At 46.1% G+C, this 18,774-nt stretch carries 11 protein-coding genes; 10 read left to right on the forward strand and 1 reads right to left on the reverse strand.

The genetic code is table 11. The features are described from left to right. Positions 1 to 282 precede the first annotated feature (282 nt). The 10 genes from FU659_RS38220 to FU659_RS08935 all read left to right on the forward strand — a co-directional run bounded on the left by FU659_RS38220 (position 283) and on the right by FU659_RS08935 (position 18,180). Positions 283 to 456, forward strand: coding sequence for a hypothetical protein (locus FU659_RS38220; protein WP_315971289.1), 174 nt, complete (start codon positions 283 to 285; stop codon positions 454 to 456). Then, positions 453 to 2,105 (forward strand): sensor histidine kinase, encoded by a 1,653-nt coding sequence (locus FU659_RS08895; RefSeq protein ID WP_315971290.1) that lies wholly within the window; start codon positions 453 to 455, stop codon positions 2,103 to 2,105. Before FU659_RS38220 ends, FU659_RS08895 begins: the two co-directional genes overlap by 4 nt. Next, positions 2,095 to 3,618, forward strand: a complete 1,524-nt coding sequence (locus FU659_RS08900) for a response regulator (protein ID WP_315971291.1) — start codon at positions 2,095 to 2,097, stop codon at positions 3,616 to 3,618. The genes FU659_RS08895 and FU659_RS08900 overlap by 11 nt, the downstream gene beginning before the upstream one ends. A 173-nt stretch (positions 3,619 to 3,791) precedes the next feature. After that, positions 3,792 to 5,267, forward strand: a complete 1,476-nt coding sequence (locus tag FU659_RS08905) for an ABC transporter substrate-binding protein (protein ID WP_147947248.1) — start codon at positions 3,792 to 3,794, stop codon at positions 5,265 to 5,267. 77 nt (positions 5,268 to 5,344) lie between these two features. After that, on the forward strand, positions 5,345 to 6,283 hold the full coding sequence (locus FU659_RS08910) for an ABC transporter permease (protein WP_147947249.1): 939 nt from the start codon (positions 5,345 to 5,347) through the stop codon (positions 6,281 to 6,283). Between the two features lie 30 nt (positions 6,284 to 6,313). Further along, entirely contained in the window at positions 6,314 to 7,234 is a 921-nt protein-coding gene (locus tag FU659_RS08915) for a carbohydrate ABC transporter permease (RefSeq protein ID WP_147947250.1), read from the forward strand. A gap of 46 nt (positions 7,235 to 7,280) precedes the next feature. After that, entirely contained in the window at positions 7,281 to 8,600 is a 1,320-nt protein-coding gene (locus tag FU659_RS08920) for a glycoside hydrolase family 125 protein (protein ID WP_147947251.1), read from the forward strand. Continuing rightward, the gene (locus tag FU659_RS08925) at positions 8,597 to 11,725 is read left to right on the forward strand and encodes a beta-galactosidase (RefSeq protein ID WP_147947252.1); all 3,129 of its coding nucleotides are present in this window, start codon (positions 8,597 to 8,599) and stop codon (positions 11,723 to 11,725) included. The genes FU659_RS08920 and FU659_RS08925 overlap by 4 nt, the downstream gene beginning before the upstream one ends. Positions 11,726 to 11,728: 3 nt before the next feature. Then, the gene (locus FU659_RS08930; protein WP_147947253.1) at positions 11,729 to 14,458 is read left to right on the forward strand and encodes an alpha-mannosidase; all 2,730 of its coding nucleotides are present in this window, start codon (positions 11,729 to 11,731) and stop codon (positions 14,456 to 14,458) included. Positions 14,459 to 15,063: 605 nt separating this feature from the next. Next, positions 15,064 to 18,180, forward strand: a complete 3,117-nt coding sequence (locus tag FU659_RS08935; protein ID WP_147947254.1) for an efflux RND transporter permease subunit — start codon at positions 15,064 to 15,066, stop codon at positions 18,178 to 18,180. 362 nt (positions 18,181 to 18,542) lie between these two features. On the opposite strand, the gene FU659_RS08940 is transcribed toward FU659_RS08935, so the two are convergent. Further along, positions 18,543 to 18,743, reverse strand: a complete 201-nt coding sequence (locus FU659_RS08940) for a hypothetical protein (RefSeq protein ID WP_147947255.1) — start codon at positions 18,741 to 18,743, stop codon at positions 18,543 to 18,545. Positions 18,744 to 18,774: the final 31 nt, after the last annotated feature.

The following is an 18,774-nucleotide window of genomic DNA, read 5'->3' on the forward strand; positions in this document are numbered from 1 at the left end:
ATGGAGCGAGTCAACAAGTTCTTGCGTTGTAACGCTGTTTTTCAGTGTTACAGAAGGTGACAATCCCAGAATTGGCACTGTAAGAAGGAAAAACCGATTTACAGAGGAGGAAGGGAGCGAGTCAGCCAGTTCTTGCGTTGTAACGCTGTTTTTCAGTGTTACAGAAGGTGACACCCAGAACAGGGCGAGCCAGCATAGTTTGCGGATTGAGGAATGAAATTCGTCAACCGATGTTGATATGCTATAATGAACCCGATTAACAGCAGCAGGAGTTGATGCAGGATGGGTTTGCGCAAGATGTACCGAAATTATTTGAAAAATAATTTGTTTATGAGGCTGCTGCTCCTATTTTCGCTGATTACCGTCGTTACGATTATTTCGTTTTCTTATTATATGTACCATTCGATGTCGCAGGCGCGATTAATCGCGAGCTGGATATACAGAAGAAGGCCATGACGAATGTAAACAATTATTTGGGCGGGAAATATGATTCAGCGCAGTCCATCTTATTTGGCTTATACAGGGATAGTTCGTTAGCCGCGGGGGTATCTTTTATGCTGCAGCACCCTTTTCAAGAGTATGTGCAGCATAGTCTGGAGCAGTACAATTTAGGTGGCAACAGCATGTGGAATGACGGGCTGCAATATTTTAAAAATCAGGTGGACGACGACGAAGATATTCGCAATCTGCTGCTATACAGCGTGGATCAACAGACTTTATATGTGCTAGGGCATAACCGGCAATTGAAAATTGTGCCTACAAATCGGGCCCACTCGTATATTCCTGATGTGATGGCGCTCGAAAGTAAAAGCGTTGAGCTGCCGAATGTCTGGGTCCGCGAAGCGGCAGAGCAGTGGGATAACAACTTGTACGCGATTCGAACACCCATAAACGACAAGCAAACCTTAAAAAATATTGGGCAGCAGACCGTGTACTATAGCACGGATGGTATTTGGAAGGTACTGAAGAATGATAAGGACGAGCTGAAAGGGAGCATTCTCGTACTGTCTCCGGATGGCGGTGTTCTATTTGATTCTTCCAATCAGTATGACGGCAAGCCATATCCTTTCATGGATCAGATTAGCTCGTTGTATGAGAATCGGGGTTCGAATCAAAACGACTATGTGACAAAGCTGACGCAAAGCAAAGGAAATTTCAGTGTGATCGGTATCATTCCCAAAAAAGAGCTGGACGCCTCCTCAAGGAAAATCGGAAGCACGATCTTCATGATCAGCGCGATATGTATCTTTTTTGCCATTCTGATTCCGTTCCTCGTTGTCATGAGTGTCGCTAAGCGTACGAACCAAATCATTCGTTTTACACGTAAGGTCAAGCAAGGCGATTTGAGTGCGCGGATTCCGGATGTGCGAGAGGACGAGCTGGGACAAATATCTCGCAGCTTTAACGATATGGTGGAGGAGTTGAACCATTACATCGATCGTGTGTACAAAGCTAATATTAAACAGAAGCATACGGAGCTGACGGCGCTGCAAGCTCGTGTTAATCCTCACTTTTTATACAATACGTTGGAAGTGATTCGCATGCGGGCGATCTCTCAAGGGGCCCATGACGTAGGTGAAATGATTTACAGCTTGTCGGCGTTATTTCGCAGCTTCGTACAGCAGAAAAAAATGTACACGCTAAAAGATGAGCTAGAAGCTTGCCGCTTGTATCTGGAGCTGTTCCAGATTCGCTATAAGGACAAATTTACCTATTCGATCGTGTGCGATCGGAAACTGGCTCGTATCCGTGTTATGAAAATGTCCCTTCAGCCGATTATAGAGAATTACATCGTACATGGGTTGCGAAGCGAAAGCACCGATAATGAGCTTCACATCCGCGTGGAGCAGATAGAGGAATTCCTTCACGTGCAGGTAGAAGACAACGGGAACGGCATTTCACCCCAACGTTTGAACGAATTGGAGGCATTCTTGCAAGATGAGGAGACGGAGGGAGAATCCTTCGGCTTGCGGAGCATTCATCACCGTCTCAAGCTGCTTTACGGCAGCGAATACGGTGTGAAGCTGCAAAGTGAATTACATAAAGGAACAGTAATAGACATATCGCTGCCAATCGATGGTGGTGAGGGGGTGCATGATGTTTAGGGTGTTTCTTGTGGACGATGAGCCATTTATCATCGAAGGATTGTACGATATTATCGATTGGGCTGAAGTCGGACTGGAAATTGTCGGGCATGCCGGTAATGGGCAAAAGGCGTTGGACGCCTTGAAGGAAACATCGGTAGATCTGTTGGTGACGGACATCTCCATGCCGATCATGACAGGTTTGGAACTCATTCGCCATGCTAGGATGGTTCATCCGGATTTGAAAGTCATTGTTCTCAGTGGATTCGATGAATTCACGTATCTAAAAGAAGGCATGCAGCTCGGTATCGAAAATTATCTGCTTAAGCCCATTAATATTCAGGAGCTGAAGGCTACCCTCTATAACACGGTGGAGAAACTAAACACGCTGAGTGAGACTCAGCTTGTACAGGCCTACAGCAAACAGATTTTGAAGGACAATACGCTCCATCGCTGGCTAACGCATCAGATTGCGCCTGTGGAGTTCAACGAACGCGCATCCCTTCTGGGCATTAACCTCGATTTTGCCTATATAGCCGTTTCAATTCTGCGCATGTCCTCGGAGAACACGGAGGTTTTGGATAGGTTGACGGATCACGTTGAAGCCTACAGCTGGATGACCTCATTTTTCGATATGGACGGGGATATTGTGCTGCTTGCTTCCATGGATGACCCTGAGCAGGGAAGACAAGAACTGACCAGCCTGCTGCAGAAGCTTCAGACTGATCTGCATCATCAACCTCTGCGCATTTCTATTGGAAGCGTAGAACCGCTTCATGAACAAGCCGCGCAAAGCTATGCATCAGCGAAGAAAATCCAAGAGTATTTCTGGATCTATCCAGAGCTGCAAGTCATTGATTATCACGAGCTGTCCATGAATACAGACAATCAGAAGGTAGATTTCTCCATCATCGATTGGCCGGCATATGCGAAACTGATTATTGCCAAAGATCAAGAAAATCTGCGCGAGCATATCCAAAGCGACTTCAAACGTATTCAAGGACTGCCCGGAATTACCCCGCACGATTTTCAGAATATTGCCCTTGAGATGGTCATTCATTTCAAGCTGGAAATCAAAGCGATTCGCCATACCGAGGAACTGGACGCGTATCATCATGCTTTTCGCCAAATCCGAAGCGCAGTGACATTAGAAGAGCTAGAGGCTGCGATTCTCGAAATTGCCGATACGACGATAGGCTTCCTTATTTCCGACGTTCGAAGTCCGATTGTGCAGCAGGTGTTAAAATATATCCAACAGTCCTATGCCGAAGAGCTGTCACTCAAAATGCTGGGAGCCCACTATCATATTCACCCGGTTTATTTGGGACAATTGTTCCATAAAGAAATGAATGAGACGTTTACGGAGTATATCAACCGATATCGGATCGAGAAAGCGAAGGAACTGCTGAAGACGACGCATTCCAAAGTTCATGTCATCGCCAAAGAGGTAGGTTATTGGGAGCTGGGCTACTTTTATAAACAATTTAAAAAGTACGTAGGAATCTCTCCAACAGACTATAGAGGATTGCTCTAGGGAAAACTTAGAAGCAATCCTTTTTTTGATCGGAAAAATGATTGGTAGCGTTTTTTTCTTGTTTTTAGACAGGGTTCATTTAATTTATCGTCTATTTGTAAATGCTTTCATGCGGTACTGTAAATATAGCCCCTCGGGCGAAACAAAAGAGCATTCACTAGGGAGGATACAAAATGAGCAAGATGAAAAAAAACTTGGTCACCACACTTGGATTGACGTTAGCAGTTTCACTGACACTTAGCGCGTGCGGCAGTAAAGATGCCGGCGATGCGAAAGGGAATGCAACAAATAAACCCGTAGAGTTAATTTGGTATACAATCGGAACACCGCAAAAAGACGTGGACCGCGTCATGGCTGAAGTAAGCAAGTACACAGCTGAGAAAATCGGCGTAACCGTGAAAATGAACATGACGGACTGGGGTGACTACGCGCAAAAAATGCAAGTCATGACGGCGTCTGGTACACCTATGGATATTATGTTTACGTCCTCATGGGCATTCGATTATGTACAAAACGCCCGTAAAGGCGCATTTAAGCCGATTGACGAGCTTTTACAAAAAAATGGACAAGGGATTGTCAAAGAACTGGACCCTGCGTTCCTTAGCGGTTCCAAAGTAGACGGGCATAACTATGGTGTACCTGCCAACAAAGAATTGCCTGCGCAAGACGTCTGGCGCTTTAACAAAAATCTATTAGATAAATATAACCTCAATCTGGATAATGTGAAAACGTTAGAAAGCTTGGAACCATTGCTTCAAACGATTAAAGCGAAAGAACCTAATACGTATGGATTAGCGGTTGATAAAAATTACATGCCTTATGTGCCTTATGATTACATTGTTGAAAAAATGCCAATGGCAGTAAGTATTGATAACAAAGACTACAAAGTGGTTAACATTCTGGATACGCCGGAAATGAAACAAGCTTTGAAAACAATGAACAAATATTATAAAGCGGGTTACGTCCCGACAGAAGCATCAACGCTGACTTCACTCAATGATGTGCAAGTGACCGGCAAATGGTTCACGGATAAAGCGACGAACCAACCCTTCGCGGACAACCTTTGGTCGGCAAGCTACGGCTACCCGGTTGTGTCCAAACCAGCAAGCCCGGCATTGATTTATAACTGGTCCGTTATGGGCTCTATGCAAGCAATCTCCGCGAATTCCAAATATCCGGAGAAGGCGATGGAATTCCTGAACCTTTTGAACACAGATCCTGTGCTGCGCAATATGGTTGATTCCGGTATTGAAGGCGAGCACTATAAAAAAGTTGACAACGATAAGATGGAAAACTTGCCGGCATCCAAAAATTATGACATGCCAACCTTTTCACTGGGTAACGTTCTTTTGACGTATAAAGACGTTAAAGATCCTGAGAACAAATGGGAAGAGTTTAAGAAATTTAACGATACGGGTGTTCCAGCGCCGCTTCTTGGCTTCAACTTCGATCCTTCCAAAGTGATTAATGAAATCGCCGCGGTTCAAAATGTGAAAGAAGAGTTCTGGGCAACACTTATGACAGGTACCGTAGATCCGGATAAATATATTCCGCTTGCCAATGAAAAATTCAAAGCAGCCGGATTGGATAAAATTATGGCAGAAGCACAAAGTCAGATCGATGCATGGAAAGCTGCAAACAAAAAATAGTTGCTAAATACAGGATGAGGTGAATGTTATGCATTCACCTGATCTTTGTCTTTGTTAACAAAAAAGGGGTGAAAAGTATGAACAGAATAGGAGCATTTTTAAAAGATGTAAAACAAAGCAGAGTGCTGCTGCTGATGGCATTGCCGGCAACGCTTTGGTTCCTGTTCTTCTCCTATCTGCCGATGGCTGGCATGGTTATTGCTTTTAAGCAGTATCGCTACAGCCGGGATGGATTTTGGGCAAGCATTGTTGAAAGCAAGTGGGTAGGGCTGCAAAATTTTAAGTTCTTATTTAGTACGAACGATGCTTATATCATTACGCGCAATACGCTTTTATACAATATTGTGTTCATTATTGCAGGTCTTGTCCTATCGGTTGGATTAGCTATTGTGCTATCGGAAATAACGAACAAGAAACTAGCTAAGCTTTATCAGACAGGGATGTTTTTACCTTATTTCTTATCATGGGTTATCGTAGGTTACTTCGTATTCAGTTTCCTAAGCGTGGATAAAGGAATGCTGAATCATATTCTTCCTTGGTTCGGTGTCGATCCGATCCGCTGGTACAACGATAAGACGTATTGGCCTCTTATTATTATACTCGTCTACCTTTGGAAATCTGTTGGCTACAGCAGTGTTGTGTATTTGGCAGCCATCATGGGGATTGACAAGTCGCTTTACGAAGCTGCGATGATTGACGGTGCAAGCAAATGGCAGCAGATTAAAAACATTACCTTCCCAATGTTGAAGCCGTTGATGACGATTCTAACTTTACTTGCCATCGGGCGCATTTTCTATGCGGATTTTGGACTGTTCCTGCAAGTGCCTAGAGATTCAGGTACCCTCTACTCGGTAACCAATGTTATTGACACGTATGTTTACCGCGGGCTTAAATCTACGGGAGAAATCGGTATGAGTACAGCAGCCGGTCTGTATCAGTCTGTTATTGGTTTTATCCTCGTCATGACATCAAACTATATCGTTAGAAAATTTGATAAAGACAATGCGCTGTTTTAACCCATTTGTTGTTGAAAGGAGGAACTTGGCGTGAATGCTGCAAAATCGATAAAAACCCGTGATTTTCATAAGCTGCCACCCGTTTTGAATACACTTGCTCACCTTGCCGCAGGACTCTTTGCGATTGCCTGTGTCTTTCCGTTTTTGTTTGTGACCATCATTTCGTTTACAGATGAGAAATCCCTGAACACGAACGAATACCGTATTATCCCTGAGAAGTGGAGTCTTGAAGCTTATCGCTATCTCTTTAAAGCAGGCGATCAGCTGCTCATGTCTTATGGTGTGACGATTCTGGTTACGGTATTGGGGACGCTTGTCAGTTTGCTTTTGACAGCTACCTTTGCTTATGCCATTTCACGTAAAAGCTTTAAATTCCGTAATTTTTTCGGTTTTTTCGCTTTCTTTACGATGTTGTTCAATGGCGGTCTTGTGCCGACTTATATTGTAATGACACAATTACTGGGACTTAAGGATTCGCTGTGGGCGCTCATTTTGCCGCTCGCCGGCAATGCGTTTTACATTATGATTATGCGTACCTTCTTTATTACGTCGGTACCGGATGCCATTATTGAATCGGGGAAAATAGACGGAGCCGGCGAATTTGGTATCTTCGTGAAGCTGGTGCTGCCGCTGTCCCTTCCGGGACTGGCGACGATCGGTTTATTCAGTACTCTCGGGTACTGGAATGATTGGTTCAATGCCCTGCTCTATATCGATACGCCTAATCTGGTCCCCTTGCAATCCATGCTGATGCGGATTGAGAACAGCATGCAGTTCCTGCTCCAGAATACGAGCAATCCTTCTGTAGGCATAGGCTTGCTGCAATCACTGCCGCAGGATACGTCTCGGATGGCGATGGTTGTACTTGCAACAGGACCGATTATTTTTGCTTATCCGTTCTTCCAGCGTTACTTTATTCAAGGCTTGACGATCGGTGCTGTGAAAGAATAAAACATCAAACCAACTTTCATGAAAAGATAGATTTGGAGGATTTACCGTGGAACAATTCAGACTGCCGAAAATTCCGATGCCAAAGCTGGAGCTGCCCAAGGCAATTCAAGACGTGATCTTACAAGCCGAAGAAAAGCTGGCTCATCGTCCGAAGCTTTTGCAATTATTTAAAAATTGTTTTCCTAACACCCTAGAGACAACGACCAAATTGATGGAGGACGGGACTACGTTCGTGATTACGGGGGATATCCCTGCATCATGGCTGCGGGATTCCGTCGAGCAGGTCATGCATTATGTGCCGTTTGCCAAAGAGGATGCGGATCTGCAGCGTGTGATTAGTGGTTTAATTAAACGTCATATCCAGTACATCCATATTGATCCCTATGCGAATGCATTTAACGAGTCGGCCAATGATTGGCATTGGAACAAAGCAGACCAAACCGAGATGTCGCCATGGGTGTGGGAACGTAAATTTGAGCTCGATTCCTTATGCTTCTCGATGCGCCTGGCCTACGCATATTGGAAGGAAACAGAGCTGACGGATATTTTCGATGCCGGATTTAAAGCCGCAATGGTAAAAATCTATGAGTTGTTTAAAACGGAGCAGCATCACTTTGAGCAGTCGCCTTACCGTTTCACGCGTGATAACGGAATTCCGACAGATTCCCTGCGCAATAACGGTTTGGGGATGCCTGTCAATTATACGGGAATGGTATGGTCAGGCTTCCGCTCCAGTGATGATGCTTGTGACTTCCATTACAATATTCCAGCCAACATGTTCGCGGTTGTGGCCCTTCGCCATATGCAGGAGTTTGCGGAATGGGTGTTCAGGGATATGGATTTTCTGAAAGATTTGAAAGCACTTGAATCCGATATCGATCATGGGATTCAATTGTATGGCATTTACCGTCATCCGAAGTTCGGCCCTATCTATGCTTATGAGACAGACGGCTTCGGCAACTATTGCTTAATGGATGATGCAGGCACACCAGGTCTCATGTCGATTCCTTATCTTGGTTATGTGTCCGCGGACGATCCGATTTACCAGAACACAAGAACATTTGCGCTAAGCAAAGAAAATCCGTTCTATTTTGAAGGCAAAGTGGCCAGAGGTATCGGCAGTCCGCATACACCGGACGATTACATTTGGCATATGGCCTTGTCGATGCAAGGCTTGACGGCTGCTTCAGCGGAAGAGAAGCTGGAGATGATCGCGATGCTGGAAGCTACGGATGCAGACACAGGGTTCATGCATGAAGGGTTTCATGTAGATGACCCAGCGATTTTTACGCGCAAATGGTTTGCTTGGTCGAACAGTCTGTTCTCTCAATTGGTATACAAAGCAATGAAGGATGGTCTTCTATGAGCCGTCCGATCGTTATATTCTATGAAGCTGGGTTCCCGAGCAGTTCTTTCAACGACGTACAAACGAAGCAATTGACAGCACAAGGCGCGGTTGTTGTTGGAGCTGCTGCGCTTGGAGAGGCTCTTCGAACAGCAGACGGCGGATGCTTCGTCAATCTGCATGCTCCGTATTTTCCGAAATCAGCTTGGCCGCAAATTCTTGCGTTCTTGCAGCGGGGCGGCGGACTGTTGAGCGTAGGCGGTGCAGCGTTCAAGTTTCCAGTTCGCCGGGAGGACGACGGCTGGTATGTGGAATCTGAGCAGACAGGCTATCATCAGCAACTGCATATTCATGAGATTCTTCGCGTCGAAGGAACGCCAATCCGTTCGTATACAGCATTGGAAACTATTCCGCTGCTGCAGGGACAGGAATCGATGTTCGCGCTTTCGGACACGTGGAATATGGTGCCACATACGACGCGCAATAGTGATTTGCCTCATCAAATGGGTGCCGCGGGTACGATGAGCACACAGATTTATCCGCTTTTGAAAAGCATCGGCAAGGAAGGCCGCGAGGTCGCTGCGCCTGTTGTGCTTTGGGAAAACTCGCGTGGCGAGTTTATCGGTTCCCGTTGGATGTTTATCAATGTACCGCTTAGTCCTTCCTTTTGGAGCGAAGGAGGCGCTCAGAGTTTGCTGGCTTGGGCGTCGTTTTGTGGCAGTGGTGTTACTGAGCTGTGGATCAAACCTAATTATGCCAGCTTTGAACCAGGCGAGCATGCGATGCTTACGCTCCAATCGCAGCTTATGAGTGCAGAGTCTGGCTCGAAAACATGGACGTTTGATATACGTGTAGAGCATGAGAATGGCACACAGGAAGCTTGGAATCAGCAGATAAAAGCTCAAGTAAACAAAGAATTCAATGTGGTGCGCATTCCGGTGCCGCTAGATATAGAATGTGGTCTATACCGTGTGACCTGCAAAGCAACGTCTGAGGATGGGGAGCTTCGTGTGCTTCGCCAAGGCTTCTGGGGACACGATCCTCATCTTCTTGCGGAGGGACAACCGATTACTTGTGATCGCGATTATTTCATCAAAGATGGACGTCCGCTGCCGATCGTCGGCATGACGTATATGACCTCTGATGTTGCCCGCAAATTTTTGTTCCTGCCCAATAGCGATGTCTGGGATCGGGACATGGCCCAAATGGCCAAAGCTGGCATCAACTGGATTCGTACGGGTATCTGGACAGCTTACCGCAATATCATGCAGGTGGACGGACATGCCTCGGAAGAGGTTCTGAGAGCCATTGATGCTTTCTTGTTAACAGCCAAGAAACACAATTTGCAAGTGACCTTCACCTTTTTCTCTTTTACGCCGGAAACTTGGGAGGGCGTCAACCCCTACCTTGATCCGCAAAGCGTCGAGGCGCAGAAGCGGTTTATTCGCTCCATTGTTTCCCGCCATAAAGCTACAACGCATGTAGACTGGGATCTGATCAATGAGCCTTCGATGTTTGATCCAGCGCAGATTTTTTCCGATGGACCGCGTTCCAGCCGGGATATCTACGAAAGAGAAGCCTTTGTCGAATGGCTGAAGCAGCGTCATGGCAGCATCGAGCTTCTTCAGGAGCGATGGAATATGTCGCCGGTGCAGCTGCCGACTTTTGAAGCAGCGGCAATTCCCGAGGCAGCAGAAATCAATTTCGACGTGCAAGATATGCACCGGGCGAAAAAGGGAACAAGATGGCTGGATTATTGCTTGTTCTCGATGGAAATGCATAACCGCTGGGCTAAGCAGCTTTACGATACGATTAAAGAAATCTGCCCCGAGCATCTGGTTGTCGTTGGTCAGGACGAAGCACTTGGCGCGCAGCGCCCTTCTCCGTTTTTTTATGAGGAAGCAGTGGACTACACAACCGTGCACTCTTGGTGGTTAAACGATAACCTTGTCTGGGACGGGATTTTTGCCAAAACGGCAAATAAGCCGAATGTCATTCAAGAAACAGGCATTATGTACGTGGAAACGCCGGATGGACGAGCTAAACGATCGGAGATCGAGCTGCGGAGCTTGTTGGAACGCAAATATGCCTATGCTTTTGCTACCGGTGGCGCAGGGGCTATTCATTGGATTTGGAACACGAATTTCTATATGGATAACGCGAATGAATCGCATATTGGCGCGCTTCGCGCCGATGGAACGGAGAAACCGGAAGCGGACGTTTCTTATGACTTTGGGCATTTTATGGCGGAAATCAGGGATTTATTCGAGGATCGGGTTCTGGAGGATATTGTGGCGATCTTCCCTTATTCCAATGATTTTTCTAACCGCAAACTGGCGTTTGATGCGACAACGAACATGACTCGCGTGCTGTCCTATCACATGAAGATGCCGTTCCGTGCGGCGTCCGAATATCATTTGGATGTGTTGGAGGATCAACCAGCGAAGCTGATTCTGCTTCCGAGCGCGCATAATCTGGACGAACAAGCGTGGACGAAACTTGTAGGCATTGTTGAACGCACAGGTGCCACATTGTTGGTGACTGGTCCGATCGGTCTTGATGCGTATTGGAAGCAAACACCTCGTCTAATCGATGAGTTGGGGGCAGCTAAGCTTCATAATGTACGCCGAGAAGAAAGGCTTCTGCTGCAAGGCGCAGCGCTCCCGGTATCATACGGCAAGCGCCGAATTGCTGAAACTGCCAAAGAAGTACGGACCGGAAGTACAGTTCCAGGTCATAGCGCGGAAACGATTAGCGCAGGCGATGCGGTCGTCGATATGCCTATGGGCAACGGCCGATTGATCTGGAGTCCGCTGCCTGTGGAATTGAACGACCGATTGGATACGGTGGCCGAGCTTTATCGTCATGCGGTGGAGACTGCCGGATGCCACAGTGGATTAATGTGGATGCAGGGCGGCGATGTGGCTGGCGTTTATGGCAGGAAGCTTTCATTCAAGGGCGGTTTCTTGTACGTATTCGTATCCGAGTTTGCGTGGGATGTGAATGTTCAGGTGAAGGATACCGATAGTGAAGCGACGTATACATTTAATCTCGAAAAAGAGCGATCTGTCCTCTTTGCCGCTGATACACAAGGGAAGCTTATTGCCGTCTATCGTCCGCAGGAAGTCCATATTGAAAGGAGTTAAACGATGAATACCAAAAGAACGGCACATATCATTTCTCATACGCACTGGGATCGGGAATGGTATTTACCCTATGAGAAGCACCATGTTCGCCTCGTAAAACTTGTAGATACGTTATTAGATAAAATGGATCAAGACCCGAATTATCGCAGCTTCTTTTTAGATGGGCAGACGATTATTCTGGAGGATTATTTGCAAGTTCGACCTGATCAAAAGGATCGATTGAGCAAGCTGATACAAGATGGCCGTATACTAATCGGACCGTGGTATATTTTGCAGGATGCCTTTTTGACGAGCGGCGAAGCCAATATCCGAAATATGCAGATCGGACATCAAGATGCGAAGAAATTTGGGCAAGTTTCGAAAATCGGTTATTTTCCCGACACGTTCGGTCTGGTCGGACAAACGCCGCAATTGATGCGCCAGTCCGGGATCACGAATGCTTTGTTTGGCCGCGGCGTGAAACCGACTGGCTTTAACAATACCGTCTCTGACGGAGATTATGAATCGTCATTCTCGGAGCTGCTCTGGGAAGGTCCCGATGGCTCACAGGTGCTCGGCATTCTTTTCGCCAACTGGTACTCGAACGGAAATGAAATTCCGACAGATCGCGAAGAAGCGAAAGCGTACTGGGAGCGTAAGCTGACGGACGCCGAGAAATATGCGTCGACCGGTGAACTGCTTTTCATGAATGGCTGTGACCATCAGCCCGTCCAGTTGGACTTGCCAGAGGCGATTCGAACGGCGCGTGAGTTATTTCCGGATACAACGTTTGTTCACTCGAATTTCATTGATTACTTGGAAGCTGTTCAGCGTTCATGGAAGCATGAGCTTTCAACGGTAAAAGGTGAGCTGCGCAGTCAACGGACAGACGGTTGGTCTACGCTTGTCAACACGGCTTCCGCTCGTGTGTACTTAAAGCAAATGAATCAGCTGGGGCAAGCGATGCTGGAAAAAGTGGCTGAGCCGCTGGCCGCTTTCGCTCATGTCCTCGAAGTTGGGGAGAAATACCCGCATCATTTATTTACGTACGCGTGGAAAACACTGATGCAAAACCATCCGCATGATAGCATTTGCGGCTGCTCGGTAGACGAAGTGCACCGGGAAATGGTGACACGCTTCGAGAAAAGCCGGCATGTGGCGGAATCAATCGTCGATGATAGCAAACGAGCGATTGCGGAAGCGATCGATACGTCGAGCTTCGCGCAGGCGGGCGAAAGTGCCCTGCCCGTCGTTGTCTTTAATACGTCTGGCTGGGAGCGTACAGGCGTTGTGAACATTGAACTGGATGCTTTGCGTCTGTACTTCCGTGATGGCTACACACTAGAGGAAGCCAGCGCTTTTGCCAAAACAGTAGATCTTTCAGGCAGAACGCTGGTGGACGAGCTAGGCACGATCATTCCGTGTACGGCCCAGGATCTTGGACTGCAGTTCGGCTATGATTTACCAGACGATAAGTTCCGTCAGCCGTATATGTGCCGTAAAGTGACATTGACTTTTGAAGCTGAGAAAGTACCTGCTTTAGGCTTGAAGACGTACGCTTGGGTGAAAAAGGAAGCGGAAAATATGGGTTCCTCGCTGCTCGCGGGAGAACGAGTGATGGAAAATGATGCGATTAAGGTTGAAATCGCGGATAACGGTTCATTCGCAATGACAGACAAGAAGAACGGTCGTACCTACCGAGATTTAGGCGTGTATGAGAATACAGGGGATATCGGCAACGAATATATGTATAGACAACCGGATGGCGAAGAGCCTCTAACCACTTCTGGTTTAGTAGCAAAGATCCGCGTGATCAAAGACGCAGCTTATCAGGCTGCCGTTGAAATTGTACACGATTGGGCAATCCCTGCTTCAGGCGATGAAATGCTGGAAGAAGAGCAGCGGGATCTGATCTACTACCCGCATCGCAAAGCGCAGCGTTCCACACGCATGGTGCCAATGCAAATTCGTACGGTGGTTAGTCTGAGCCGCAGCGGCAAAGGGGTTGAGATCGAGTCTTCCTTTAACAATCAGGCCAAAGATCATCGATTGCGGATGCTGTTCCCATCGGATCTAACTGCACAAGTTCACCGCGTCGATTCCATGTTTGAAATCGCGCAGCGAGACAACGTGCCGGCGGTTGAGTGGGAAAATCCAAGCAATACGCAGCATCAACAGGCTTTCATTGATGTAAGCGAAGCGGGAGCGGGCTTAGTGGTTGCCAACCTCGGATTAAACGAATACGAAGTTCTGCGCGACGGTCGCAATACGATTGCCGTAACGCTCTTGCGTGCGGTTGGCGAGTTGGGTGACTGGGGCTTGTTCCCGACGCCGGAAGCGCAATGTCTAGGCGAGCACACGGTTCGAATGTCTATCATTCCGCATAACGGAGATGGCAGACAAGATGGTGCTTATCAAGAAGCGTACCAATTCCAAATTCCGTGGACCTTGTGCCAAACAGGCGTTCATTATGGACGCATTGCCCCTACGTATGCACCATTCCGTTGGGAAGGCGGCGAGATGGCTTTTTCCTCGATGAAATTGAATGAAGGAAATGGCGATCTGCTGCTCCGTTGGTACAACATGAGTGTACAAAACACCGAAGTTAAGCTTTACTCTCATATTGCGCAATATGATTTCTACAAGAGCACGATCATGGAAGCACACGGCCCGCGTATTGAAGTTGATGCAGATGGTCAAATCGTATTGCCAGTTGGCCCTTGCGAAATTGTGACGATCGGGATTCAGCGATAAGTTTGGCCTTATGTTTAACATATTTTTAAGTGGAGAGGTGCTTAGCGGCACCTCTTTTCACTTTCCTGGAATACAAGATCTTCGGCAATTGTGCAGCCCCAGACTCCGTTTCAAGGACATGGATGAGTTTCTAACAGTAGTCCATCTCGTACTAGCTTTCGCGAAGTGCGATGCAGGGACTATCATTGAAGAAAACCTGCATTTGTACATTTTTAAATATCGCGATTTATCCAGCAGCTACTCATTCATGCGAAAATACATTTTTTCATTCACCTTATCTCAAGTTAGGACAATAAAAAGTCGGAATACCTGTAGATTTGCAAGATTTCCCTACTAAAAAACGATTACTATCGAAAATAACTGCACTCTTACAGTTTAAGAGGGCTACTGAACTAAAAAACACCTTTCATTAGCCCCATAGACCACTGAAAATTTTTTCAGTGGCCCCAGGATGATCTGACGGTTTTTCTTTTTGTGTGCAAAGAAGAGATCTTTCTTCAGAAAAAATTCATAATTACCCTCGCTTTTTCTGCAGAATTTTCAGCTAGGATACAGGAAAGGAAACATTTGTAAGATGGATGTGGGATGCAGGAGAGGGGAAAAGAATGAACAAATTAACGGCATTTTCGATGAAAAACATAACAGCCATCTTCATCATGATGCTGCTGTTGGTTGCGGGAGGCAGCTACTTTACGACGACATTGAAAGTGGAAATGATGCCCGATACATCATCTTCTAGAATTTACATCACGGCACAGTATACCGCAGCGCCAAAAGATATTTTAGAGCAAATCACCAAGCCAATTGAGAAAGCCGTATCTGGGTTGGATGGATTGAAGAATCTTACCTCCAGCTCACAAGACAATTACGCTCAGGTTGTTGTTGAACTTATCCAAGGCAAAAAATTGGATGATGCCAAGAAAGATATCGAGAGCCTAATTGCTAATGTTCGACTGCCCCAGGGGATTGAGAAGCCGAAGGTGCTCACGGCTGGTTTTGCATCAAGTCCCGTTTATTACATGGCTGTATACGGAGAAAATGGGATGAATCAAAATGAGCTGGATAAAGTGTATAAGGACACTATTCTGCCAGGCTTTGAATCGATCAACGGCATTGACCATGTGGATTCGGTTGGTAATCAAGATGCCATGTTGACGATCAAATTGAATGCGGACGCCATCAATAACTATGGACTGAGTCCGACGCAGATCTCCAACATCATTCAGGCTTCACTGATATCCAGCCCTGCAGGGTCCGTGGATGTTAGCGGAAATACACAGATGGTTCGTGTAAAAGGTCAACTCAACTCCATATATAAATTGGATAATCTTCCCATATCAACGCCGCAAGGGGATACCTTATTGCTAAAGCAAATCGCTAAGATTGAAGCGATTAGCGAATCTTCCTTTATCGCGAGAGTCGACGATAAGCCGGCGATTGGCGTGCTGCTGTACAAAACAAAAGCTGCAAATGCCGTTGAATTTGCCAACACAGCAGATAGGATGATGACGGAGTGGCAGCAGACACTGCCTGGTGTGAAGTTTCATATTGTACTTAATGAAGCTACTTCGATCAAAGAATCTATTCATGGCATGGTTCAAGAAGGAAGTTTAGGTGCGATATTAGCATCTCTGATGATATTGCTTTTTTTGCGAAATTTACGAATGACCTTCATTGTGCTCGTTTCCATTCCACTATCTATCCTTATCACTTTATTGGTGATGAATCCCTTGGGCATTTCCCTTAATATTATGACACTTGGGGGCTTAGCTATCGCGATAGGGCGCGTTGTTGATGATAGTATCGTCGTTATTGAGAACATATACAGCCAATTGCAAAAAGCGCATGACCGTAATGAATCCGTCATCAAATTGGCGACTCAGCAAGTTTCCGCGGCCATTACTTCATCCACGATCACAACCGTTGGAGTTTTCGCGCCGATTGCTTTCGTCAGTGGGGAAATAGGCGAAGTATTTCGTCCTTTTGCGATTACACTGGCTTGTGCGTTGTTATCCTCACTGCTCGTAGCATTGACGGTGATTCCTTTGTTGGCAAAGCTCATGGTCATGAAAAGCAGCAAAATTCCGCATCATGCTGAAAACCAGAAAAGCTGGATGGCGAGCCGCTATAAGAAAGCGTTGTTATGGTCGCTGCATAATCGAATGAAGACACTGGCTATAGCTGCGCTTGTTTTTGTTCTTTCCATTGTGTTGATCGTACCGCAACTCAGTATAGCTTTTATGCCAGCCAGTGAGTCGGATAAACAAGTGGTTTATCAAATTGTAATGCCAAGAGAGACCTCATTCGAGATGATGAATGCCAAATCCAAGGAAGTCGAAACGATGCTTCGGGACGCGAAGGATGCGGAAGGCAACCCCATTTTCATGAATAATGAGTCCCTTGTTGGTTATGATTTTAGCAGTGATCGGTCCGCCTATAAGACGACGATGTTCACAGAAGTTGGCCCTAAGCAAAACGCTAAGAAAATAATGAAGAAGTATGAAGCTGAAATCATGAATCTTCTTCCCGGCAGTTCAACCGTTAACAGTCAGTTGATTAGCTTTGGGGATGGCGGTGGGGGAGGTGGGCCGGATTTCTATTACTTTTTGATAGGCGACGATCAACTTTATTTACAGCAAGCAGCTAATATGGTCAAAGAGAAAATGAAGGAGTTTCCTGAACTGACGGATAGGAAAGACAGTTTGAGCGACTCGAAGAGTGAGATTGAAATCACAATTGATGAAAATAATGCCAGAATGTATGGGTTTACAACCACGCAAATACTGGAAAATGTACACAACTGGATTAAAGAAGAGAAGCTGGGCGACTTGAAATTCGATAACGTTACCTATACGACGAAGGTCATGTTGGATAGCAAATTTAAAAATTCAGTCAATCAATTAGGTGCTCTTGTTATGAAAACAAACACGGGGCAAAGCGTACAATTGAATGCCATGGCGAAGGTTAGAACCATCGACGCACCGGTATCTATTCGCCGAGAGTCTCAAAAGCAGGTGGTGTATGTCACGGCGGTCATTGACGGTAAAGATAAAGGCGGTATAAGTAAGAAGGTGTCCGAAGCGCTTAGCAAATTGGAATTGCCGCCCGGTGTTAGCCGTGAGTTGAAGGGTGTATCCAAAAATATTGATAACAGTTTCATGCAAATGTACGCAGCCATGGCCGCATCCATCTTTATTGTATATTTAGTGATGGTATTAGCATTTGGTAATGGCAGTGCGCCATTTGCCATTTTATTCTCGCTGCCGCTGGCCGTTATTGGCGGATTGCTAGGTCTTCTTGTGACCGGAGAATCTGTAAATGTGACGTCACTCATTGGGTTCTTGATGTTGATTGGTATCGTCGTCACGAATGCAATTGTATTAATTGATCGCGTTCAACAGCTTAGAGAGCAAGGACATTCCGTTCATGATTCGCTCATAGAGGCAGGATTAACAAGATTAAGACCGATCATTATGACCGCTGGCGCAACCATAATTGCCCTAATGCCCTTGGCACTTGGTTTATCCAAAGGAACGATCATTTCAAAAGGCTTGGCCGTAGTGGTCATCGGCGGTCTCGCGACCTCAACGCTCCTTACCCTGGTCATTGTACCGATTATGTATGAGCTCATTTATAGAGGCAAGGCGAGACTATCCCGAACGTTTAAGAAAGGGAAGGGGAAGAGGAACTTAAGCGAGCAGCCACCAAGCAGTCATTCCTAGTTTATATATCGGATAGTATATTAAATAATAAGGATATATGCTCTTGTCTTTTGCTCATGACAAGAACATATATCCTTTGTCGTTATGGCGTTCAAATCAATACACCATAGACCCACAGGGTTAAACCTAGGGGTAAACGATGGGTGAATATACGGGTGTAGGGTAAGGATGCACGAGAACAGGTGTAGCGCTCCATCCCGAATTGCCTGGTCCTTGTATAATCGTAAATCCATTGGCAGTGCCAAAGTAACTGCCCCTGCCTAATCCTGAGGCGGTGACATTGTTAAAAGTAACAGAACCGCCGTTTGCTCGATTATCTATTGCAAAAGTGCCTGCCCCAATAATCTGGTCATGATTAAATGTTATATTGTTGATCGTTGAACCAATAAAGTGAATCGCTTCATAATGCTATCAATGATTTTGTTGTCGTCCACATTAATGGTGGTAGTTAAAGGTTTGATCCAACGCGAAAAACCAAAGCGCGCCCGTGCCAAAATAAGAATAAGCATACAGCACCATTTGACTAACTTGTTAGAGCCCATGGACCGTGTTCCATTCAACATTGTTTCCTCCTCAATTCGTTCAAACTAAATT

It is taken from the genome of Paenibacillus sp. N3.4, assembly GCF_008017805.1.
Taxonomy (GTDB): domain Bacteria; phylum Bacillota; class Bacilli; order Paenibacillales; family NBRC-103111; genus Paenibacillus_E.

What these genes read in the sequence shown, in the direction of transcription:
- FU659_RS08925 (WP_147947252.1), top strand. Translation starts at nt 8,597, where the DNA reads ATGAGCCGTCCGATCGTTATATTCTATGAAGCTGGGTTCCCGAGCAGT.
- FU659_RS08895 (WP_315971290.1), top strand. Translation starts at nt 453, where the DNA reads ATGACGAATGTAAACAATTATTTGGGCGGGAAATATGATTCAGCGCAG.
- FU659_RS08935 (WP_147947254.1), top strand. Translation starts at nt 15,064, where the DNA reads ATGAACAAATTAACGGCATTTTCGATGAAAAACATAACAGCCATCTTC.
- FU659_RS08930 (WP_147947253.1), top strand. Translation starts at nt 11,729, where the DNA reads ATGAATACCAAAAGAACGGCACATATCATTTCTCATACGCACTGGGAT.
- FU659_RS38220 (WP_315971289.1), top strand. Translation starts at nt 283, where the DNA reads ATGGGTTTGCGCAAGATGTACCGAAATTATTTGAAAAATAATTTGTTT.
- FU659_RS08940 (WP_147947255.1), bottom strand. Translation starts at nt 18,743, where the DNA reads ATGTTGAATGGAACACGGTCCATGGGCTCTAACAAGTTAGTCAAATGG.
- FU659_RS08910 (WP_147947249.1), top strand. Translation starts at nt 5,345, where the DNA reads ATGAACAGAATAGGAGCATTTTTAAAAGATGTAAAACAAAGCAGAGTG.
- FU659_RS08900 (WP_315971291.1), top strand. Translation starts at nt 2,095, where the DNA reads ATGATGTTTAGGGTGTTTCTTGTGGACGATGAGCCATTTATCATCGAA.
- FU659_RS08905 (WP_147947248.1), top strand. Translation starts at nt 3,792, where the DNA reads ATGAGCAAGATGAAAAAAAACTTGGTCACCACACTTGGATTGACGTTA.